Raw genomic sequence first — 18312 nt, forward strand, 5'->3', positions numbered from 1 at the left:
TGGACAAAACAACAGAGCCCGGACCACCCAGCCATGACCTCACCAGCGATCGACGCTGATTTCCTTCTGCGCCTTGACGAAATCATCGCCGCCCACAAGGGCCGCGAGGGGCCGCTTCTGCCCATCCTGCACGACATCCAGGCCGAATGGGGCCATGTGCCCGAGGAGGCGCAGCCGCGGCTGGCCGAGGCCTTGGGCATGACCCGGGCCGAGGTCTATGGCGTGGTGAGCTTCTATCACGATTTCCGCGACCATCCGCATGGCCGGCACGTGCTGCGGCTGTGCCGGGCCGAGGCCTGCCAGTCGATGGGCGCCGATGCCCTGGCCGAGGAGGTGCGCGCCGCGCTGGGGATCGACTGGCACGAGACCACGCCGGACGGGCGGCTGACGCTGGAGCCGGTGTTCTGCCTGGGACTTTGCGCCTGCGCGCCCTCGGCGCAGCTGGGCGACAGGCTGCTGGGCCGGGCGAACCTGGCCAAGGTGCGGCAACTGGTGGCCGAAGCGGGCATGGAGGCGGGCGCATGAGGGTCTGGGTTCCCCTGGATGCCGCCGCAAGGGCGCTTGGTGCCGATGCGGTGGCCGAGACGCTGGGGCGCGAGTTCACCGTCACCCGCAACGGCACCCGCGGCATGATCTGGCTCGAGCCGCTGGTCGAGGTCGAGCGCGACGGCGTGCGTTACGGCTATGGGCCGGTCGGGCCCGGGGATGCGGCCTCGGTCGCCGAGGCGATCCGCACCGGCGGCGAGCATCCGCTGGCCCTGGGGCCGGTCGAGGAACTGCCCTGGATGAAGGCGCAGAGCCGGCTGACCTTCGCCCGCGTCGGCATGATCGACCCGCTGTCGGTCGAGGAATACGAGGCGCATGGCGGCCTGGCCGGCCTGCGCCGCGCCATCGGCATCGGGCCGGAGAAGATCGTCGAGGAGGTCACCGGATCCGGGTTGCGCGGCCGCGGCGGCGCCGGTTTCCCGACCGGCATCAAGTGGAAGACCGTCGCCGGCGCCAAGGCTCCGCGGAAATACATCGTCTGCAATGCCGACGAGGGCGATTCGGGCAGTTTTGCCGACCGCATGCTGATGGAGGGCGATCCACTGGTCCTGATCGAGGGCATGGCGATCGCCGGCATCGCCACGGGCGCGGTGCAGGGCTATGTCTATATCCGCAGCGAATATCCCGACGCCATCCGGCTGATGGAGGCCGCCATCGGCAAGGCCCGGCAGGCGGGCATCCTGGGCCCGTCGGTGCTGGGATCAGACCATGCCTATGACATGGAGGTGCGGGTCGGCGCCGGCGCCTATGTCTGCGGCGAGGAGACCAGTCTGCTCAACAGCCTGGAGGGCAAGCGCGGCGTGGTGCGCGCCAAGCCGCCGATCCCGGCGCTGGAGGGGTTCCTGGGCCGGCCGACGGTGGTCAACAACGTGATCTCGCTGGCCTCGGTGCCCTGGATCCTGACCCATGGCGGGGCGGAATACGCCAAGCTGGGCATCGGGCGGTCCAAGGGCACGATCCCGATCCAGATCGCCGGCAACGTGAAATATGGCGGGCTGTTCGAGGCCGCCTTCGGCATGAGCCTGCGCCAGATCATCGAGGAGATCGGCGGCGGCACCGCCTCGGGCCGGCCGATCAAGGCGGCGCAGGTGGGCGGGCCGCTTGGTTCCTACATCCCGCATTGGGATTTCGACGTGCCCTTCGGCTACGAGGAGCTGGCGACGAAGGAGGGCCTGCTGGGCCATGCCGGCATCACCGTCTTCGACGACACCGCCGACATGCTGAAGCTGGCGCGCTTCGCCATGGAATTCTGCGCCGTGGAAAGCTGCGGCAAATGCACGCCCTGCCGCATCGGTTCGGTCCGGGGTGTCGAGACCATCGACCGCATCGCCCAAGGCGACGAGACGGGGATCCCGATCCTCACCGATCTGTGCAACACCATGAAATGGGGCTCGCTTTGCGCGCTGGGAGGCTTTGCGCCCTTCCCGGTCATGTCGGCGTTGACCCATTTCCCCGAGGATTTCCGCGGGTGCCGCGAGCCCCGCCCGATCATCAAGAGCCGGGAGGCCGCCGAATGAAGGATTTCATCATTCCCGACCGCGACATGGGCACGCCCGCGGTCAAGTCCGACATCACCGTGAACCTGCTGGTGGATGGCATCCCGGTCAGCGTGCCGGCCGGAACCAGCGTCATGCGCGCCGCCGCCGTGGCCGGGATCTCGGTGCCGAAGCTCTGCGCCACCGACCATCTCACCGCCTTCGGCTCATGCCGGCTTTGCGTGGTGCAGATCGACGGCATGCGCGGCCTGCCGGCATCCTGCACGACGCCGGTGGCCGAGGGCATGGTGGTCCATACCCAGACCGAGGAGGTCGCCCAGGTCCGCAAGGGGGTGATGGAGCTTTACATCAGCGACCACCCGCTGGACTGCCTGACCTGCGCCGCCAATGGCGATTGCGAGCTGCAGGACATGGCCGGCGCCGTCGGCCTGCGCGAGGTGCGCTATGAGCCGGGCCAGAACCATTTCGCCCGCCGCGACGCCGAGGGGCCGAACCCGGAATACCGGCCCAAGGACCAGTCGAACCCCTATTTCACCTTCGACCCGGCGAAGTGCATCGTCTGCAACCGCTGCGTCAGGGCCTGCGAGGAGGTGCAGGGCACCTTCGCGCTGACCATCGAGGGGCGGGGCTTCGACAGCCGCGTCTCGGCCGGGATGGAATCGGACAGTTTCCTCAGCTCGGATTGCGTCAGCTGCGGCGCCTGCGTGCAGGTCTGCCCGACCGCGACGCTGATCGAGAACAGCGTGATCCAGATCGGCACGCCCGAGCATATCGTCAAGACGACCTGCGCCTATTGCGGGGTCGGCTGTTCCTTCGACGCGCATATGCGCGGCGAGGAGGTGGTGCGCATGGTCCCCAGCAAGGACGGCAAGGCGAACCACGGCCACAGCTGCGTCAAGGGCCGCTTCGCCTGGGGCTATGCCACGCATCGCGAGCGCCAGACCCAGCCCATGCTGCGCGAGCGGATCACCGATCCTTGGCGCGTGGTCAGCTGGGACGAGGCGCTGGACTTCGCCGCCACCCGGCTGCGCCAGGCGCAACAGGATTTCGGCCCCGACGCCATCGGCGTCATCACCTCGTCGCGCTGCACCAACGAGGAAACCTATCTGGTGCAGAAGCTGGCCCGCGCGGTCTTTCACAACAACAACACCGATACCTGCGCCCGGGTCTGCCATTCGCCCACCGGCTACGGGCTGAAGACCGCTTTCGGCACCTCGGCCGGCACGCATGACTTCGATTCGGTCGACGAGACGGATCTGGCGCTGGTCATCGGCGCCAACCCGACCGACGGCCATCCGGTCTTTGCCAGCCGGCTGCGCAAGCGGCTGCGCGAGGGGGCCGGGTTGATCGTCCTCGATCCGCGGCAGATCGACCTGCTGAAGACCCCGCATATGGGCACGGGGCTGCACCTGCCGCTGCGGCCCGGCACCAATGTCGCCGTGCTGACCGCCCTGGCGCATGTGATCGTCGCCGAAAGGCTTTATGACGAGGCCTTCATCCGCGAACGCTGCGACTGGGACGAGTTCCTGGCCTATGCCGAGTTCCTGCTGGACCCCCGGCATGCGCCCGAGGAGGTCGAGAAGCTGAGCAAGGTGCCGGCCGAGCTGATCCGCAAGGCCGCCCGCGCCTATGCTGCCGCGCCGCGCGCCAGCATCTATTACGGGCTGGGCGTGACCGAGCATTCGCAAGGCTCGACCACGGTCATGGCCATCGCCAACCTGGCGATGATGACCGGCAATATCGGCAAGCCCGGCACCGGCGTGAACCCGCTGCGCGGCCAGAACAACGTGCAGGGTTCTTGCGACATGGGCTCGTTCCCCAACGAATACCCGGGCTATCGCCATGTCTCGGACCCCGAGACGCGGGCGATCTACGAACGCGCCTGGGGCGTCGAGCTGTCGCCCGAGCCTGGCCTGCGCATCCCCAACATGTTCGACGAGGCGCTGGCCGGCCGCTTCAAGGGCCTCTACTGCCAGGGCGAGGATATCGTGCAATCCGATCCGGATACCCGGCACGTCACCTCGGCGCTGTCGGCCATGGATATCGTGATCGTGCAGGACCTGTTCCTGAACGAGACCTCGAACTATGCGCATGTCTTCCTGCCCGGTTCCAGCTTCCTGGAAAAGGACGGCACCTTCACCAATGCCGAGCGGCGCATCAACATGGTCCGCCGCGCCATGACGCCCAAGAACGGCTACGAGGACTGGGAGATCACCCAGATGCTGGCGAACCGCATGGGCGCGGCCTGGTCCTATACCCACCCGCGCGAGATCATGGCCGAGATCGCGCTGACCACGCCCAGCTTCGCCGGGGTCAGCTACGATCTTCTGGACCGCGAGGGCTCGGTGCAATGGCCATGCAACGACAAGGCGCCGCTGGGCACGCCGGTCATGCATATCGACGGCTTCGTGCGCGGCAAGGGCAAGTTCGTCCATACCGAATATGTCGCGACCGAGGAACGCACCGGGGCGCGCTTCCCGCTCTTGCTGACCACCGGGCGCATCCTGTCGCAATACAATGTCGGCGCGCAGACCCGGCGGACCGAGAACAGCGTCTGGCACCCCGAGGACATCCTGGAGATCCATCCCTCGGATGCCGAGAACCGCGGCGTCCGGGAAGGCGATTGGGTGCGCGTGGCCTCGCGTTCGGGTGACACGACCCTGCGGGCGCATATCACCGAACGGGTGGCGCCGGGCGTGGTCTATACCACCTTCCATCACCCGACGACCCAGGCCAATGTGGTGACGACGGACAATTCCGACTGGGCCACCAACTGCCCCGAGTTCAAGGTGACGGCCGTGCAGGTCAGCCCCTCGAACGGCCCCTCGGACTGGCAAGAGGAGTATCGCCATCATTCCGACCTCGCCCGCCGCATCCTGCCCACCGCTGCCGAGTGACGGCATGCGCGACGTGACGGCCGGCGTGCTGCGCTGGGACGGTGAAGGCCAGGGCGGCGGTGGCTGGCATCCGGTCAAGCCGCCCCCCGCGCCGCAGGAATGCCCGGTGGCCATCGTCATCGACGGCATGAGCCAGGCGGTGCTGATGGCGACGCCGCATGACCTGCGCGACTTCGCGCTGGGATTCGCGCTGACCGAGGGGCTGATCGCCGCGCCCGAGGATGTCGCGGGCTTCGAGGAGGCCGCGGTCGAGGCCGGCGGCTTCCCGGCGCGCGAGGCGCGGCTGTGGCTGCGCCCGGGCCTTGCCGCCCGGCTGGCCGAGCGGCGGCGCAGCATGATCGGCCCGGTCGGCTGCGGGCTTTGCGGCGTGGACAGCATCGAAGCAGCGCTGCCCCGGATCGTGCCGGTCGCCTCGGACTGGTCGATGCCGCCCGGGGAGGTGGCCCGCGCCATGACGGCGCTGGCGAAAGGCCAGGTCCTGCGCCGCCAGACCCCGGCGATCCACGGCGCCGCCTTCTGGGACGGCACCCGCGCCGTGACGCGCGAGGATGTCGGCCGCCACAACGCGCTGGACAAGCTGGCCGGGGCCCTGGCCCGGGCCGGGCAATCGGCGGGGCAGGGCGCTGTCGTCATGTCCTCGCGCCTGTCGGTCGATCTGGTGCAGAAGGCCGCCCGCATCGGCGCGCCGATCCTGATCGGCGCCAGCGCACCGACGGCGCTGGCGCTGGACTGGGCGGAACGCGCCGGCATCACCCTGATCGCGCGCGCGCGCGACGAAAGCTTCGATCTTTACACCCACCCCCGGCGCATCGCCGGAAGCTGAGGCCCCATGTCCCACGACGATATGTCCCACGACGTTTCCAAACTGATCCGCATGGCCACGCAGATGGCGCAGTTCTTCAGCAGTCAGCCCGATCGGCCGGCACCCGAGGCGGTGGCCGCCCATATCAACGATTGCTGGACGCCGCGCATGCGCCAGGATTTCGTGGCGCAGATCCGCGCCGGGGCCGAGGCCGATCCGGTGGTGCGCGACGCGGCGGCCTTCGTGCGGCTGCCCGCCGCCTGATTTTGCCCCTGCCGCCTCGTCCGGCAGCATGCTAGCGTGGCGGCATGGCACAGCTTCCTTCCCGTCAAGAGATTCTCGACTGGGTGTCCGCCCATCCGGACGCCACCGCGAAACGCGACATCGCAAAAGCCTTCGGCATCAAGGGCGCCGAGCGCATCGAGTTGAAGCGGCTGCTGAAGGAGCTTGAGGCCGAAGGGCTGCTGGAACGCCGCCGCCGCCATTATCACGATGCCGAGCGGCTGCCGCCGGTCACCGTGCTGCAACTCCTGCAGCCCGACCGGGACGGCGACATCTTCGCCAGGCCGCTGGAATGGCAGGGCGAGGGGCCGATGCCGCGCATCCTTTACGCGGCGCTGAAATCCGATCCCGCCGTCGCGCCGGGCGAGCGCATCCTGGCCCGGCTGATCGAGACCCGGGGCGAGGATCACGACTACCAGGCCCGGCTGATCCGCCGCATCGGCACGGTGCAGCACCGGATCGTCGGCATCTTCCGCGCCGCCACCGGCGGGTCGGAGGCGGGCGGCCGCATCCTGCCCATCGACAAGGGCCAGGACAAGGAATGGCAGGTCCGCCCCGGCGACGTCCATGGCGCGAAAGGCGGCGAACTGGTCGAAGCCGAGCAGGTCGGCCCGCGCGGCCGCTTGGGCCTGCCGATGGCGCGGATCGTCGAGCGGCTGGGCGACCCTTCGGCGCCCCGGGCCGTCAGCCTGATCGCCATCCACCAGCACGGCATTCCCGACGATTTCCCCGATGAGGCGATCGCCGAGGCCGACGCCGCCCGCCCTGCCACCATGAAGGGGCGCGAGGATCTGCGTCACCTGCCCTTCATCACCATCGACCCCTCGGATGCGCGCGACCGCGACGATGCCGTCGCCGCCGAGACGCATGAGGATGGCGGCGCCACGATCTGGGTCGCCATCGCCGATGTGGCGCATTACGTCCGCCCCGGCTCGGCCCTGGACCGCGAGGCGCGGAATCGCGGCAATTCCACCTATTTCCCCGACCGGGTGGTGCCGATGCTGCCCGACATCCTGTCGGGCGACCTGTGCTCTCTCCACCAGGGCGTGGACCGGCCGGTGATCGCTGTGCGGATGCGGCTGGACGCGCAGGGCAACAAGACCGGCCACAGCTTCCACCGCGGCATGATCCGCTCGGCCGCGAGTCTGGCCTATGCGCAGGCGCAGGCCGCCGCCGACGGTAACCCGGACGAGCAGGTCGCGCCGCTGGTCGAGCCGGCGATCCGGCCGCTCTGGCACGCCTACGGGCTGCTCAAGGCCGCGCGGGCGCGCCGCCAGCCGCTGGAGCTGGACCTGCCCGAGCGCAGGATCGTGCTGACCCCGGACGGAAGGGTGAAATCGGTCAACTTCCGCGAACGCTACGATGCGCACCGGCTGATCGAGGAATTCATGGTGCTGGCCAATGTCGCCGCCGCCGAGGAGCTGGAACGGCTGCGCCGGCCGCTGCTCTATCGCGTGCACGAGGAGCCGACGGTGGAAAAGCTCGACGCGCTGCGCGAGGTGGCCGAGGCTTCGGGCTTCACCCTGGCCAAGGGGCAGGTCTTGCAGACCCGGCACCTGAACCGGCTGCTGGAACAGGCCGAGGGCTCGGAATTCGACGAGCTGATCAACATGACGGCGCTGCGCTCGATGCAGCAGGCCTATTACAACCCCGAGAATTTCGGCCATTTCGGGCTGGCGCTGCGCTCCTATGCGCATTTCACCTCGCCGATCCGGCGCTATTCCGACCTGATCGTGCACCGGGCGCTGATCATGGGCCATAAGTGGGGCGATGACGGGCTGTCGGCGCAGGATATCGAGATGCTGTCGGAAACCGCGCAGCATATCTCGGAGACCGAGCGGCGCTCGATGGCGGCCGAGCGCGACACCACCGACCGCTATCTCGCCGCCTATCTGGCCGACCGGGTGGGGGCCGAGTTCACCGGCCGCATCAGCGGCGTGCAGAAATTCGGCGCCTTCGTGCGGCTGGACGAGACCGGGGCCGACGGGTTGTTGCCGATCCGCGAGATCGGCCGCGAGTATTTCCACTACGACCCGGATGCGCAGGTGCTGATGGGCTCGGAAACGGGTCTGGAGATCGGCATCGGCCAGCGCGTCACCGTGCGGCTGACCGAGGCGGTGCCGCTGACAGGCGGGCTGATGCTGGAACTGCTGGAGGTGGAAGGCCGGCCGCTGCCGCGGGGCGCGGGCGGCGGGCGCGGCAAGGGGCCGATGCGCAAGCGCGCCACCCAGGCGCGGCTGGCCGAGATCAAGCGGGCCCAGAAGCGCCGGCGGGTGCGGCGGTAGCGCTGAGAAAGGGGGCTTCGCCCCCGCGCGTTCCGCGCTCCCCCAGAGTATTTGGGGAACGAAGAAAGCCGGGGCATGGGCCGGGCGGGGGCGGGCCGGGCTCTTGCGGCAAAGGACCAAGCGAAAGGGGCGGTCCACCGGACCGCCCCCTTGCATCATTCCCGTTTCAGGCTTCAGCCGATGGCGGCGGCGCGGACGTCGTCGTCGATCTTGTCGGCATATTGCGCGAAATTGTCGCTGAACATGCCGACCAGCTTCTGGGCCTGGGCGTCATAGGCGGCGCCATCCGCCCAGGTCTGGCGCGGGTCGAGCAGCTTGTCCTCGACGCCGGGGACCGAGACCGGAACCTCGAAGCCGAAATTCGGATCCTTGCGGAACTGAACGCCGTTCAGCGAGCCGTCCAGCGCCGCGGTCAGCAGGGCGCGGGTCGCCTTGATCGGCATGCGCTTGCCGGTGCCGAAGGCGCCGCCGGTCCAGCCGGTATTGACCAGCCAGCAATGCGCGCCGGTGGCGGCGATCTTTTCCTGCAGGAGCTTGCCATAGACTTCCGGCCGGCGCGGCATGAAGGGCGCGCCGAAGCAGGTCGAGAAGGTCGGTGTCGGTTCGGTCACGCCGACCTCGGTGCCCGGCGTCTTCGAGGTGAAGCCCGACAGGAAGTGATACATCGCCTGCGCCGGGGTCAGCCGCGCGATCGGCGGCAGCACGCCATAGGCGTCGCAGGTCAGCATGATCACGTTCCTGGGCTGGCCGGCCAGCGAGGTCGGCGAGGCGTTCGAGATCTGCTCCAGCGGATAGGCGCAGCGCATGTTGTCGGTGATCGAGTTGTCCTCGAAATCCAGCGCCAGCGTTTCGGGGTCGTAGACCATGTTCTCGATCACCGTGCCGAACTTGTAGCAGGTGGCGTGGATTTCAGGCTCGGCCTCGGCCGACAGGTTGATGGTCTTGGCGTAGCAGCCGCCCTCGAAGTTGAAGATGCCGTGATCCGACCAGCCATGCTCGTCATCGCCGACCAGAACGCGCGAGGGATCGGCCGAGAGCGTGGTCTTGCCGGTGCCCGACAGGCCGAAGAAGATGGCGCTGTCGTCCGGGTTGCCGAGCGCGTGGTTGGCCGAGCAATGCATCGGCATCACGCCCTTTTCCGGCAGGATGTAGTTCAGGAGCGTGAAGACCGATTTCTTGTTCTCGCCGGCATAGGCGGTGTTGCCGATCAGGATCAGCTTCTTGTCGAAGTTGAGCGCGATCACCGTTTCCGAGCGGCAGCCATGCCGCGCCGGATCGGCCTTGAAGCTGGGGCAGTTGATGATGGTGAATTCCGGCGCGAAGCCGGCCAGTTCGGCGGCCTCGGGGCGGCGCAGCAGGTTGCGGATGAACAGCCCGTGCCAGGCCAGCTCGGTCACGACCCGGACGTCGAGGCGCAGGGCAGGATCCGCGCCGCCGTAGAGGTCCTGGACGAAATAGTCCTTGCCCTTCATGTGCTCCAGCATGTCGGCATAGAGCTGGTCGAAGGCCTCGGGCGCCATCGGGCGGTTGTTTTCCCACCAGATGCTGTCTTCGACCGAGGGGGTGCGCACCACATGCTTGTCCTTGGGTGAGCGGCCGGTATGGGCGCCGGTCGAGACCAGGAAGGTGCCGCCAAGACCCAGCCGGCCTTCGCCGCGCTGGATGGCCGCCTCGATCAGCGCCGGTTCGAGCAGGTTGTAGTGGACATTGCCGAGCCCGGAGATCCCCTGGTCTTCGAGACGGCAATTCGGATTGACGCGCGGTTCGCTCATGGCACCTGTGCTCCTGCTTGAATTCCGGGCCGACAACCGGCCGTTGCGCGTCCTATAACACGGCATTTCCCCAGCGAAAGCGGCGTTATGGACAGGTTTAGCGCTACCAGGAAAGGTTAGCGCAACCATTTGCGCGGGCATGGTCCAGGCGTCAGGAATTCGTCACAAAGGCAGGGGTTCTGTTCCAACCGGCGGCACTGATTCGCCGCGCATCGGGGGCTGTCGCGCCATGATCCTGCACGCATCCTGCATCGCCCATCGGGGCAGGGGGCTTCTCATCCTGGGCGCCTCGGGTGCGGGCAAATCGACGCTTGCCCTTGAAATGATGGCCTTCGGCGCGGCGCTGGTGGCGGATGACCGTACGCTGCTGCGGGCAGAGGGCGGGCGGCTGGTCGCCGATTCGCCCGATTCGCTGCGCGGGTTGATCGAGGCGCGCGGCCTGGGAATCCTGCGTGCCCGCGCCCATGGTCCGGTCGAGCTGGCCCTGGCGGTGGACCTGGACCGGCCCGAGCCCGAGCGCCTGCCGCCACCGCGCCGGCTTGACCTTTTGGACAGGGCTTTGCCCCTTGTCCTCGGCGCCGGCCGTGTTCATCTTGCACCGGCACTGTTGCAATATCTCGACGCCGGACGGGCGGACACGGATGGGCAGGAGAAGTGAGCCGAGATGTCTGAGGCGGGCAGCCCCATGCACAGCCAGCAGGATCCGACCCGCAAGGGTGGCGCCGAGGAGCCGGCGCAGCGCCTGGTGCTGGTCACCGGCCCTTCCGGGGCGGGGCGCTCGACGGCGATCAACGTGCTGGAGGATCTGGGCTACGAGGCCATCGACAACCTGCCGCTGTCGCTGATTCCGCGGCTCTTGGACGGGCCGCCGCGGCCGGTGCCGCTGGCGCTGGGGCTGGACGTGCGCAACCGCGATTTCTCGGTCGCGAACCTGATCGAGCTGATCGACAGGCTGACCCGGCTGCCGGAATATGCGCCGGAGGTGCTGTTTCTGGACTGCACGACCGAGCAGCTTTTGCGACGCTTCAATGAAACCCGCCGCCGCCACCCGCTGCGGGGTGAGGCCTCGCCCCTGGACGCGATCCGGGCCGAGCGCGACCTGCTGGCGCCGATCCGGGCGCGGGCCGACGTGCTGGTCGATACCTCGGAGCTGTCGCCGCACGACCTGAAGGCGGAACTGGCGCGCTGGTTCGACACCGAGACGGGGCGGCGGCTGGCGGTCTCGGTACAGTCCTTTTCCTACAAGCGCGGGGTGCCGCGCGGCGTGGACATGATGTTTGACTGCCGCTTCCTGGCCAACCCGCATTGGGAGCCGGCGCTGCGGCCGCTGGACGGCCGCGACCCGGCGGTTCAGGATCATGTGATCGCCGATCCGCGCTTCGACGAGTTCTTCCGCAGGGTGCGGGATCTTGTGCTTTTCGCCCTGCCTGCCCATCTGGAAGAGGGAAAGGCCCATCTGGCGATCGGCTTCGGTTGCACCGGAGGGCAACACCGTTCTGTCACAATGGCGGAAAAAATGGCGGATGCGCTTGCGAAAGCAGGCTGGCAAGTGTCAACTAGACATCGGGAACTTGAACGCCGTCAAAAGGCGCCGGCACCTGGGGATGATGGCCAGCACGGCCTCTCGCACGGCCGGGCGCCAGGGTAAGCGGCTGATGCGTGGTGGAGCGAATTGATCGGGATTGTCATCGTGGCGCATGGCGGCCTGGCGAGGGAATATCTCTCGGCGGTTGAGCATGTGGTGGGACCGCAAACCGGCATCAAGGCCGTGACGATCGAGGAAAACCATGATCGGAGCCAGAAGCAGGCCGAAATCTGCGCGGCCGCCGATTCGGTTGATTCGGGCGACGGCGTGGTGGTGGTGACGGACCTGTTCGGCGGCTCGCCCTCGAACCTGTCGCTGATGGCCTGCGCCATGCGCAACCGCTCGATTCTTTACGGCGCGAACCTGCCCATGCTGGTGAAGCTGGCGAAATCGCGCAAATTGCCGGTCGCGGATGCCGTTTCTCTGGCCAAGGATGCGGGACGCAAGTACATCAACAGCTACGACGTTCTGCCTGCCGATGTGCTTCCCATCCCGAATCGTGCCGCCTCATGAATGACATGACCAACGGGGCCGTCACCCGCGAACTGGCGATCATCAACGAAAAGGGCCTGCACGCGCGGGCCAGCGCGAAATTCGTCGAGACGGTCGAGCGTTTCGATGCCCAGGCCATCGTGGAAAAGGACGGGATCAGCGTCTCGGGCGATTCGATCATGGGCCTGTTGATGTTGACCGCGCCGCGCGGCAGCTCGATCCGCGTCACCACGCGCGGCGCGCAGGCCCGCGAGCTGGCCGATGCGCTGAGCGCGCTTGTCGAGGACTATTTCGGCGAAGGCATGTAAGGGCCGGACATGGCCCGATCCTCCTATCACCATGGCAACCTGCGCCAGGCCCTTGTCGAGGCCACGGTGCGGCTGATCGAGGAAAACGGCCCGCAGGGCTTTACCCTGGCCGAGGCCGCGCGTCTGGCCGGGGTCAGCGCCGCCGCGCCCTATCGGCATTTCACCGGCCGCGAGGATCTGCTGGAGGAGGTCGCGCGGCAGGGATTCGAGGAATTCGCCGACCGGTTGGAGGCGGCCTTTGACGAGGGGCGGCCGCGGCCGCTGACCGCCTTCCTGCGCATGGGCCAGGAATATCTGGGCTTTGCGGCCGAGCGGCGCGGCTTCTACATCGCCATGTTCGAATCCGGCATCTCGATCGCCGGCAATGCCGGGCTGTCGCAGGCCTCGGAACGGGCGCGCGGCATCCTGGTGCGCGGCGCCGAGGCGCTGTTCGCGCAGCTGCCCGCGGGGCGCCGCCCGCCGCCCGGCATGGTCGCGGACCACATCTGGGCGCTGAGCCACGGCGTGGTCGAGCTGTTCGGCCGCGGCAAGCCCGGATCGCGCTCGCCCATCTCGCCGGCCGACATGCTGGAAAGCGGCGCGCTGATCTATCTGCGCGGCCTGGGCGTGATTCCCGACTGAATGATCCGGCAGACCTTTCCGGCCGAAAATTTTCACCGCGTCCCTTGAACCCGGCCGGCTGCGCTCCATCTATGTAAATGTGATTAACATTCACATCGGAAAGGGACCGCAATGAACACTGACATCGCCCCGCGCCCCTCCGCCTTCGACCGGATCGGCGCGGCACTGGCCGGCATCCGGGACTGGCTGGACGAACGCGGCAAGGGTGCCTGGATCGCCGCCATGATCCTGGCCTTCATCGCCTGCTGGCCCCTGGGCCTTGCCATCCTGGGTTACATGATCTGGAGCAAACGCATGTTTTCCTGCCGCCACCGCCATCATCACCACGGCCGCCATTATCGCCACGGCTTCGCGGCGCCGACCGGCAACAGCACCTTCGACGCCTATCGCGAGGAGACGCTGAAGCGGCTCGAGGACGAGCATCGCGAATTCCTCGACTTCCTGCAGAAGCTGCGCGAGGCCAAGGACAAGGCCGAGTTCGACCAGTTCATGCAAAGCCGCAACCAGCCGCAGCCGCCGGCGCCGCAAGCGTAAGCCGCGACGCCAGCGTGATGCGAAAGGGGCCGGGGATCACCCGGCCCTTGGTCAATAGGAATATTCGGCGTAGATGCGGCTCAGGTCGCCCGCCCATTCGCCGTGATACTTCCCCAGCAACTCGTCGGCGGGCACCTTGCCGGTCTCGACGCTTTCCTTGAGCGCGTTCAGGAAATGCGTCTCGTCCGGGACCAGCCCGCCCGAGCCCGCGCGGGCCCGCGCCTTCAGCCCGGCTTCCGAGATCGCCAGCACCTCGCGCGCCAGGTCGCGCATCTTCGTGCCCCCGACTTCGGCATCCAGCGCCAGCAGCCCGGCGCCTTGCCGCCAGGCCTCGCGCGTTTCGGTATCCCAGCCCTTGACCAGATCCCAGGCCGCATCCAGTGCCGTCTGGTCGTAAAGCAGCCCGACCCACAGCGCCGGCAGGGCGCAAAGCCGCCGCCATGGTCCGCCATCGGCGCCGCGCATCTCGATGAACTTCTTGACCCGCGCCTCGGGGAAGACCGTGGTCAGGTGGTCGGCCCAGTCCGAGAGCGTCGGGATCTCGCCCGGCAGCGCCGGCAGCTTGCCCTTCAGGAAATCGCGGAAGCTCTGCCCCAGCGCGTCGATATACTTGCCGTCGCGATAGACGAAATACATCGGCACATCGAGGACGTAATCGACCCAGGCCTCGTAGCCGAAGCCGTCCTCGAAGGCGAAGGGCAGCAGGCCGGTGCGCGCCGCGTCGAGATTCTGCCAGATATGCGCTCGCCAGCTTTTCCAGCCGTTGGGCTTGCCGTCGAGGAAGGGCGAATTGGCGAACAGCGCATTCGCCACCGGCTGCAGGGCCAGCGCCACGCGCAGCTTCTGCACCATGTCGGCTTCCGAGGCGAAGTCCAGGTTCACCTGCACGGTGCAGGTGCGATACATCATCTGCGTGCCCAGCGTGCCGACCCGGCCCATGTAATCGGTCATCAGCCTGTAGCGCCCCTTGGGCATCATCGGCATCTGCTCCTGCGTCCAGACCGGCGCGGCGCCCAGGCCGATGAAGCCGGCGCCCAGCTCGTCGGCGACGGTCTTGACCTCGGCCAGGTGGCTGTTCACCTCGTCGCAGGTCTGGTGGATGGTCTCCAGCGGCGCGCCCGAGAGTTCCAGTTGCCCGCCCGGCTCCAGGCTGACATTGGCGCCGTCGCGCTCCAGCCCGATGAGATGGCCGGCCTCCAGCACCGGGGTCCAGCCGAAGCGGGTCTGCAGCCCTTCCAGCATGGCCTTGACCGAGGGCTGGCCGGGCGCGGCCTCGTAGGGCAGGGGCATCAGGTCGGCGTGGCGATAGCCGAATTTCTCGTGCTCGGTGCCGATCCGCCAGGCGTCGCGCGGCTTCTCGCCCGCGGCGAGATATTCGGCCAGCTGTTCGGGACGTTCGATCGGGCCGCCGCCCTGTTGGGGAATGGACATCGGTGGCCTTTCGTTTGCCTTGCGTGCCACAGGTGGCAAGCGCGGCGCGTCAAGTCAAGCGGGCGCGCGCCGGCCTCGTCCAAACGGTCTGGATCGTCGGCGCCGCCTCGGCCAGCGCCGCGGCGAGGCGGCCCATCTCGATCCCCGGCAGGGTGGCGAAGGCGCCGGCCAGATGCTCGGCCCCCGCCGCATCGACCGGGATCAGCAGCGCCTGGCCGTCGGCGCTTTTCAGCCGCCAGTGCCGGCGGCCGTTCAGCCGCATCAGCCGGATCTCGGCCAGCTCGCGCAGCGCGATCTCGCCGCCCAGAAGCCGGCCGGGCGACAGGTAGCGGATCGCGCCCTCGTCCAGCTCGACCATGCCGGGGCCGAGCGTATCATGGCGGAAGCGCATCCGCCGCCGCGCGTCCAGCGCCCAGAGCGCCGAGGCCGCGGCAATCGCCGCGCCGATGGGCCAGAGGATCCAGCCGCCCAGCGAGAACACCCACAGCCCGAACCCGGTCGCGGCCAGCGCTGCGCCGGTTTCGGCCCAGGGGCGCAGCTTCGCGGCCAGCTCGGGGCGGATCATCAAAGCTCCAGCATCATGTCGCGATGCGGGATGCCGGCATCGTCATATTCGGGGCCGTAGGCGGCAAAGCCCAGCTTCTCGTAAAAGCCGATGGCATGGGTCTGGGCGCCCAGCCTGGCGCGGGTGACGCCGGGCAGGGCGCGCAGCTCGTCCAGCGCCGCGCGGATCAGCGCCGCGCCCGCGCCGGTGCCGCGCGCCGATTTCAGCACCGCGACGCGGCCGATCTTGCCGGTCGCGCCCTCGACCAGGATGCGGGCGGTGCCCACCGCCGCGCCGCTTGCGTCGCGGGCCAGCAGGTGGATGGCCGCGCCGTCGCGGCCGTCCCATTCCTCGGCCTCGGGGACGTTCTGCTCGACGATGAAGACCTCGCGGCGGATGGCGCGGCAGGTGTCGAGGTCGGTGGTCTTCTCGATCATGCGAAGTAACGCTCCAGGATGCGGCGATAGATGCGGGCAAGCTGGCGCACCTGATCGGCCGGCACGCGCTCGTCCACCTGATGCATGAAATGCCCGACCAGCCCGAATTCAAGCACCGGGCAGTGATCCTTGACGAAACGCGCATCCGAGGTGCCGCCCGAGGTCGACAGCACCGGATCGAGGCCGGTTTCCTCGCGCACCACGCCGGCGACCAGATCGACGAAGGGGCCGGGTGCGGTCAGGAAGCTTTCGCCCGACACCTCGGTCGAGATGGCGAAATCCACCCTGGTCTCGGCCGAGATCGCCGCCGCGCGGGCGCGGATCATCCGGTCGAGGCTTTCGGAAGTATGCGCGTCGTTGAAACGGATGTTGATCGTGGCCGATACCCGTTCCGGGATCACGTTCGAGGCCGGGTTGCCGCAATCCACCGTCGTCACCTGCAGGCCCGAGGGGTCGAAATGCGCGGTCCCCTCGTCCAGCGGCGTCTCGGTCAGCCCGTTCAGCAGCCGCACCAGCGCATGGAGCGGATTGCGGGCGCGATGCGGATAGGCGGCGTGGCCTTGCAGCCCATGCGCCTCGATCCGCAGGGTCATCGAACCGCGGCGGCCGATCTTGATCATCTCGCCCATGCGGTCGGGATTCGAGGGCTCGCCGACGATGCAGACATCCATCCGCTCGCCTCGGGCCGCCATCCAGTCCAGCAGCGCGCGGGTGCCGTGCTTGCCGGGCCCCTCCTCGTCGCCGGTGATGGTCAGAATCACGGCGCCGTCTGGCGGTGTCTCGGTCACGAAGCCGATGGCGGCGGCGACGAAGGCGGCGACGCCGGATTTCATGTCGGTGGCGCCGCGGCCCCAGATCCAGCCGTCCTGCTCGTGCCCGGAAAAGGGTGGATGCGTCCAGCTGGCCGGATCGCCGGGCGGCACCACGTCGGTATGGCCATTGAAGCCGAAGGTCCGCGCGCCCTTCGCCCCCCAGCGCGCGAACAGGTTCGGCACCCCCTCGCGGTCGACGCGGTGGCATTCGAAGCCCGCCGCGCCCAGCACCTCTGCCAGCAGTTGCAAGGCGCCGCCCTCCTCGGGCGTGACCGAGGCGCAGCGGATCAGCCTTGCGGTCAGCTGGGCGGGATCGGGAACGGGTTGCGTCATGGGCGGGCCTTTCGCTTTTGGCCCTGATTACACCGAGGGCCCCGCAAGCTCCAGCGCGCGGCGCAGCAGGTTGGCGCCGGTCAGCGCCAGCAGGATCAGCGTCCAGCGCCGGAACCGTGCCGCGTCCAGCCGGTCATGCGCCAGATGGCCCAGCCCCATGCCGACCAGCGCCGGGATGACCAGGATCGCGGAAAGCGGCAGGGTCTGGGCGTTCAGCAGCCCCGATTGCAGATGCGAGACGGTCAGCACCGCCGCGCCCAGGAAGAACACCACCCCCTGCACCCGCATCTGTTCCTGCTTGGGCGCGTGCAGCGACAGCAGCAGCACCAGAAGCGGCGGCCCCCAGATGCCCGAGATGCCGCCGATCAGCCCGCCGATGACCCCGGTCGCGATCTCCATGCGGCGGCGGTGATGCACCGGCAGGACCAGGCTGCGGCCCAGGATCTGCCACAGCGCGAAACCCGAGATCGGCAGGCCGATGATGGCATACATCAGCCATTGCGGCACCCGCGGGGCGAAGAAGGCGCTGACCGGGATGAACAGCATCACCATGCCGATATGCCAGCGATAGGCCCAGCTTGCCTGCCAGGCCGGCCGCCAGCCGCCGCGCAGCGCCTGGCGGATATTGGTGACCAGCACCGGCAGGATCACCGCCGCCACCGCCTGTTGCGCGGTCAGGAAGGACCCCAGCGCCGCCAGCATGATCATCGGCATGGCGAATCCGATGGCGCCCTTCACGAAGCCGGAAAACAGCGTGATCGCGATGGCGGTCCAGAAATGGAAGGAGTCGAGGCCGACGCAGCACATGGTCCGGGAATGTCAGGAGATGGATGGTGCTGCGAGAGAGGATTGAAATTTCATTTATCAGCCGAAAATCAATATCTTACATGGGTTGCCGGCACCGATTCTGGCACCAGTTCTGGCACCGAACTGACGTTGCGTCATGCGGTCCGGGAAGGCAAGCGCGACCTCGCGTCAAGGCATGAGAAAGCCCCGGTCGCGGGTGTGCCGGGGCTTAAATCAACCTGCCGGAAGGATTAGCTAGGCTCAGGACGCATTGATTTTCAATGCTCTGCGTGATTCACGGCTCGAAAATGGAGCGGTGACATGAGCGATCTTTACTGGCTGACCGACG

Annotated in this window: 18 protein-coding genes; 12 read left to right on the forward strand and 6 right to left on the reverse strand. The window is 68.1% G+C overall.

What is annotated here, in order from left to right; translation table 11 throughout:
* Positions 1-33 precede the first annotated feature (33 nt).
* From I9P22_RS07985 to rnr, 6 genes are read left to right on the forward strand one after another with little or no spacing between them, the layout of a single operon-like run.
* Positions 34-525, forward strand: coding sequence for a formate dehydrogenase subunit gamma (locus I9P22_RS07985; protein ID WP_199258925.1), 492 nt, complete (start codon positions 34-36; stop codon positions 523-525).
* Positions 522-2063, forward strand: a complete 1542-nt coding sequence (locus I9P22_RS07990; protein ID WP_199258927.1) for an NADH-ubiquinone oxidoreductase-F iron-sulfur binding region domain-containing protein — start codon at positions 522-524, stop codon at positions 2061-2063. Before I9P22_RS07985 ends, I9P22_RS07990 begins: the two co-directional genes overlap by 4 nt.
* Positions 2060-4939 (forward strand): formate dehydrogenase subunit alpha, encoded by a 2880-nt coding sequence (fdhF, locus tag I9P22_RS07995; RefSeq protein ID WP_199258929.1) that lies wholly within the window; start codon positions 2060-2062, stop codon positions 4937-4939. Before I9P22_RS07990 ends, fdhF begins: the two co-directional genes overlap by 4 nt.
* A gap of 4 nt (positions 4940-4943) precedes the next feature.
* Positions 4944-5762: a formate dehydrogenase accessory sulfurtransferase FdhD gene (gene fdhD, locus I9P22_RS08000; protein ID WP_199258931.1), complete on the forward strand. Its 819-nt coding sequence runs from the start codon at positions 4944-4946 to the stop codon at positions 5760-5762.
* A 6-nt stretch (positions 5763-5768) separates the two neighbouring features.
* Entirely contained in the window at positions 5769-6005 is a 237-nt protein-coding gene (locus I9P22_RS08005; RefSeq protein ID WP_408635171.1) for a formate dehydrogenase subunit delta, read from the forward strand.
* 44 nt (positions 6006-6049) lie between these two features.
* Positions 6050-8308 (forward strand): ribonuclease R, encoded by a 2259-nt coding sequence (rnr, locus tag I9P22_RS08010; RefSeq protein WP_199258933.1) that lies wholly within the window; start codon positions 6050-6052, stop codon positions 8306-8308.
* 173 nt (positions 8309-8481) lie between these two features.
* Here rnr and I9P22_RS08015 read toward each other — a convergent pair whose 3' ends face one another.
* The gene (locus I9P22_RS08015; protein ID WP_199258935.1) at positions 8482-10080 is read right to left on the reverse strand and encodes a phosphoenolpyruvate carboxykinase; all 1599 of its coding nucleotides are present in this window, start codon (positions 10078-10080) and stop codon (positions 8482-8484) included.
* A gap of 229 nt (positions 10081-10309) precedes the next feature.
* On the opposite strand from I9P22_RS08015, the gene I9P22_RS08020 reads away from it, so the two are divergent.
* From I9P22_RS08020 to I9P22_RS08045, 6 genes are all read left to right on the forward strand, one after another.
* A complete protein-coding gene (locus I9P22_RS08020) occupies positions 10310-10738 on the forward strand; it encodes an HPr kinase/phosphorylase (protein ID WP_199258937.1) in 429 nt (142 codons plus the stop codon).
* A gap of 27 nt (positions 10739-10765) precedes the next feature.
* Positions 10766-11728: an RNase adapter RapZ gene (gene rapZ, locus I9P22_RS08025; RefSeq protein WP_199258958.1), complete on the forward strand. Its 963-nt coding sequence runs from the start codon at positions 10766-10768 to the stop codon at positions 11726-11728.
* A gap of 24 nt (positions 11729-11752) precedes the next feature.
* Positions 11753-12178, forward strand: coding sequence for a PTS sugar transporter subunit IIA (locus I9P22_RS08030; RefSeq protein ID WP_199258939.1), 426 nt, complete (start codon positions 11753-11755; stop codon positions 12176-12178).
* Positions 12175-12465: an HPr family phosphocarrier protein gene (locus tag I9P22_RS08035; protein ID WP_019353312.1), complete on the forward strand. Its 291-nt coding sequence runs from the start codon at positions 12175-12177 to the stop codon at positions 12463-12465. Before I9P22_RS08030 ends, I9P22_RS08035 begins: the two co-directional genes overlap by 4 nt.
* A gap of 9 nt (positions 12466-12474) precedes the next feature.
* Complete coding sequence (locus I9P22_RS08040; RefSeq protein ID WP_199258940.1) at positions 12475-13086, forward strand: TetR/AcrR family transcriptional regulator; 612 nt, start codon at positions 12475-12477, stop codon at positions 13084-13086.
* Positions 13087-13197: 111 nt separating this feature from the next.
* The gene (locus I9P22_RS08045; RefSeq protein ID WP_199258942.1) at positions 13198-13620 is read left to right on the forward strand and encodes a DUF2852 domain-containing protein; all 423 of its coding nucleotides are present in this window, start codon (positions 13198-13200) and stop codon (positions 13618-13620) included.
* A gap of 51 nt (positions 13621-13671) precedes the next feature.
* Here the strand turns inward: I9P22_RS08045 and I9P22_RS08050 are convergent, their stop codons facing one another.
* Genes I9P22_RS08050 through I9P22_RS08070 form a run of 5 tightly spaced genes read right to left on the reverse strand, consistent with a single transcriptional unit; the run spans position 13672 to position 17984 of the window.
* Positions 13672-15051, reverse strand: a complete 1380-nt coding sequence (locus I9P22_RS08050; protein ID WP_199258944.1) for a glutamate--cysteine ligase — start codon at positions 15049-15051, stop codon at positions 13672-13674.
* 49 nt (positions 15052-15100) lie between these two features.
* Positions 15101-15616 carry a hypothetical protein gene (locus I9P22_RS08055; protein WP_199258946.1) on the reverse strand — a complete coding sequence of 172 codons (516 nt, stop codon included), beginning with the start codon at positions 15614-15616 and terminating at the stop codon, positions 15101-15103.
* Positions 15616-16032, reverse strand: a complete 417-nt coding sequence (locus I9P22_RS08060; RefSeq protein ID WP_199258948.1) for a GNAT family N-acetyltransferase — start codon at positions 16030-16032, stop codon at positions 15616-15618. Before I9P22_RS08060 ends, I9P22_RS08055 begins: the two co-directional genes overlap by 1 nt.
* A complete protein-coding gene (gene dapE / locus I9P22_RS08065) occupies positions 16029-17177 on the reverse strand; it encodes a succinyl-diaminopimelate desuccinylase (protein WP_199258950.1) in 1149 nt (382 codons plus the stop codon). Before dapE ends, I9P22_RS08060 begins: the two co-directional genes overlap by 4 nt.
* 27 nt (positions 17178-17204) lie before the next feature.
* A complete protein-coding gene (locus I9P22_RS08070) occupies positions 17205-17984 on the reverse strand; it encodes a sulfite exporter TauE/SafE family protein (protein WP_199258952.1) in 780 nt (259 codons plus the stop codon).
* Positions 17985-18312 lie beyond the last annotated feature (328 nt).

The organism is Paracoccus binzhouensis, assembly GCF_016446475.1.
In the GTDB taxonomy this organism is placed as follows: Bacteria; Pseudomonadota; Alphaproteobacteria; order Rhodobacterales; family Rhodobacteraceae; genus Paracoccus; species Paracoccus binzhouensis.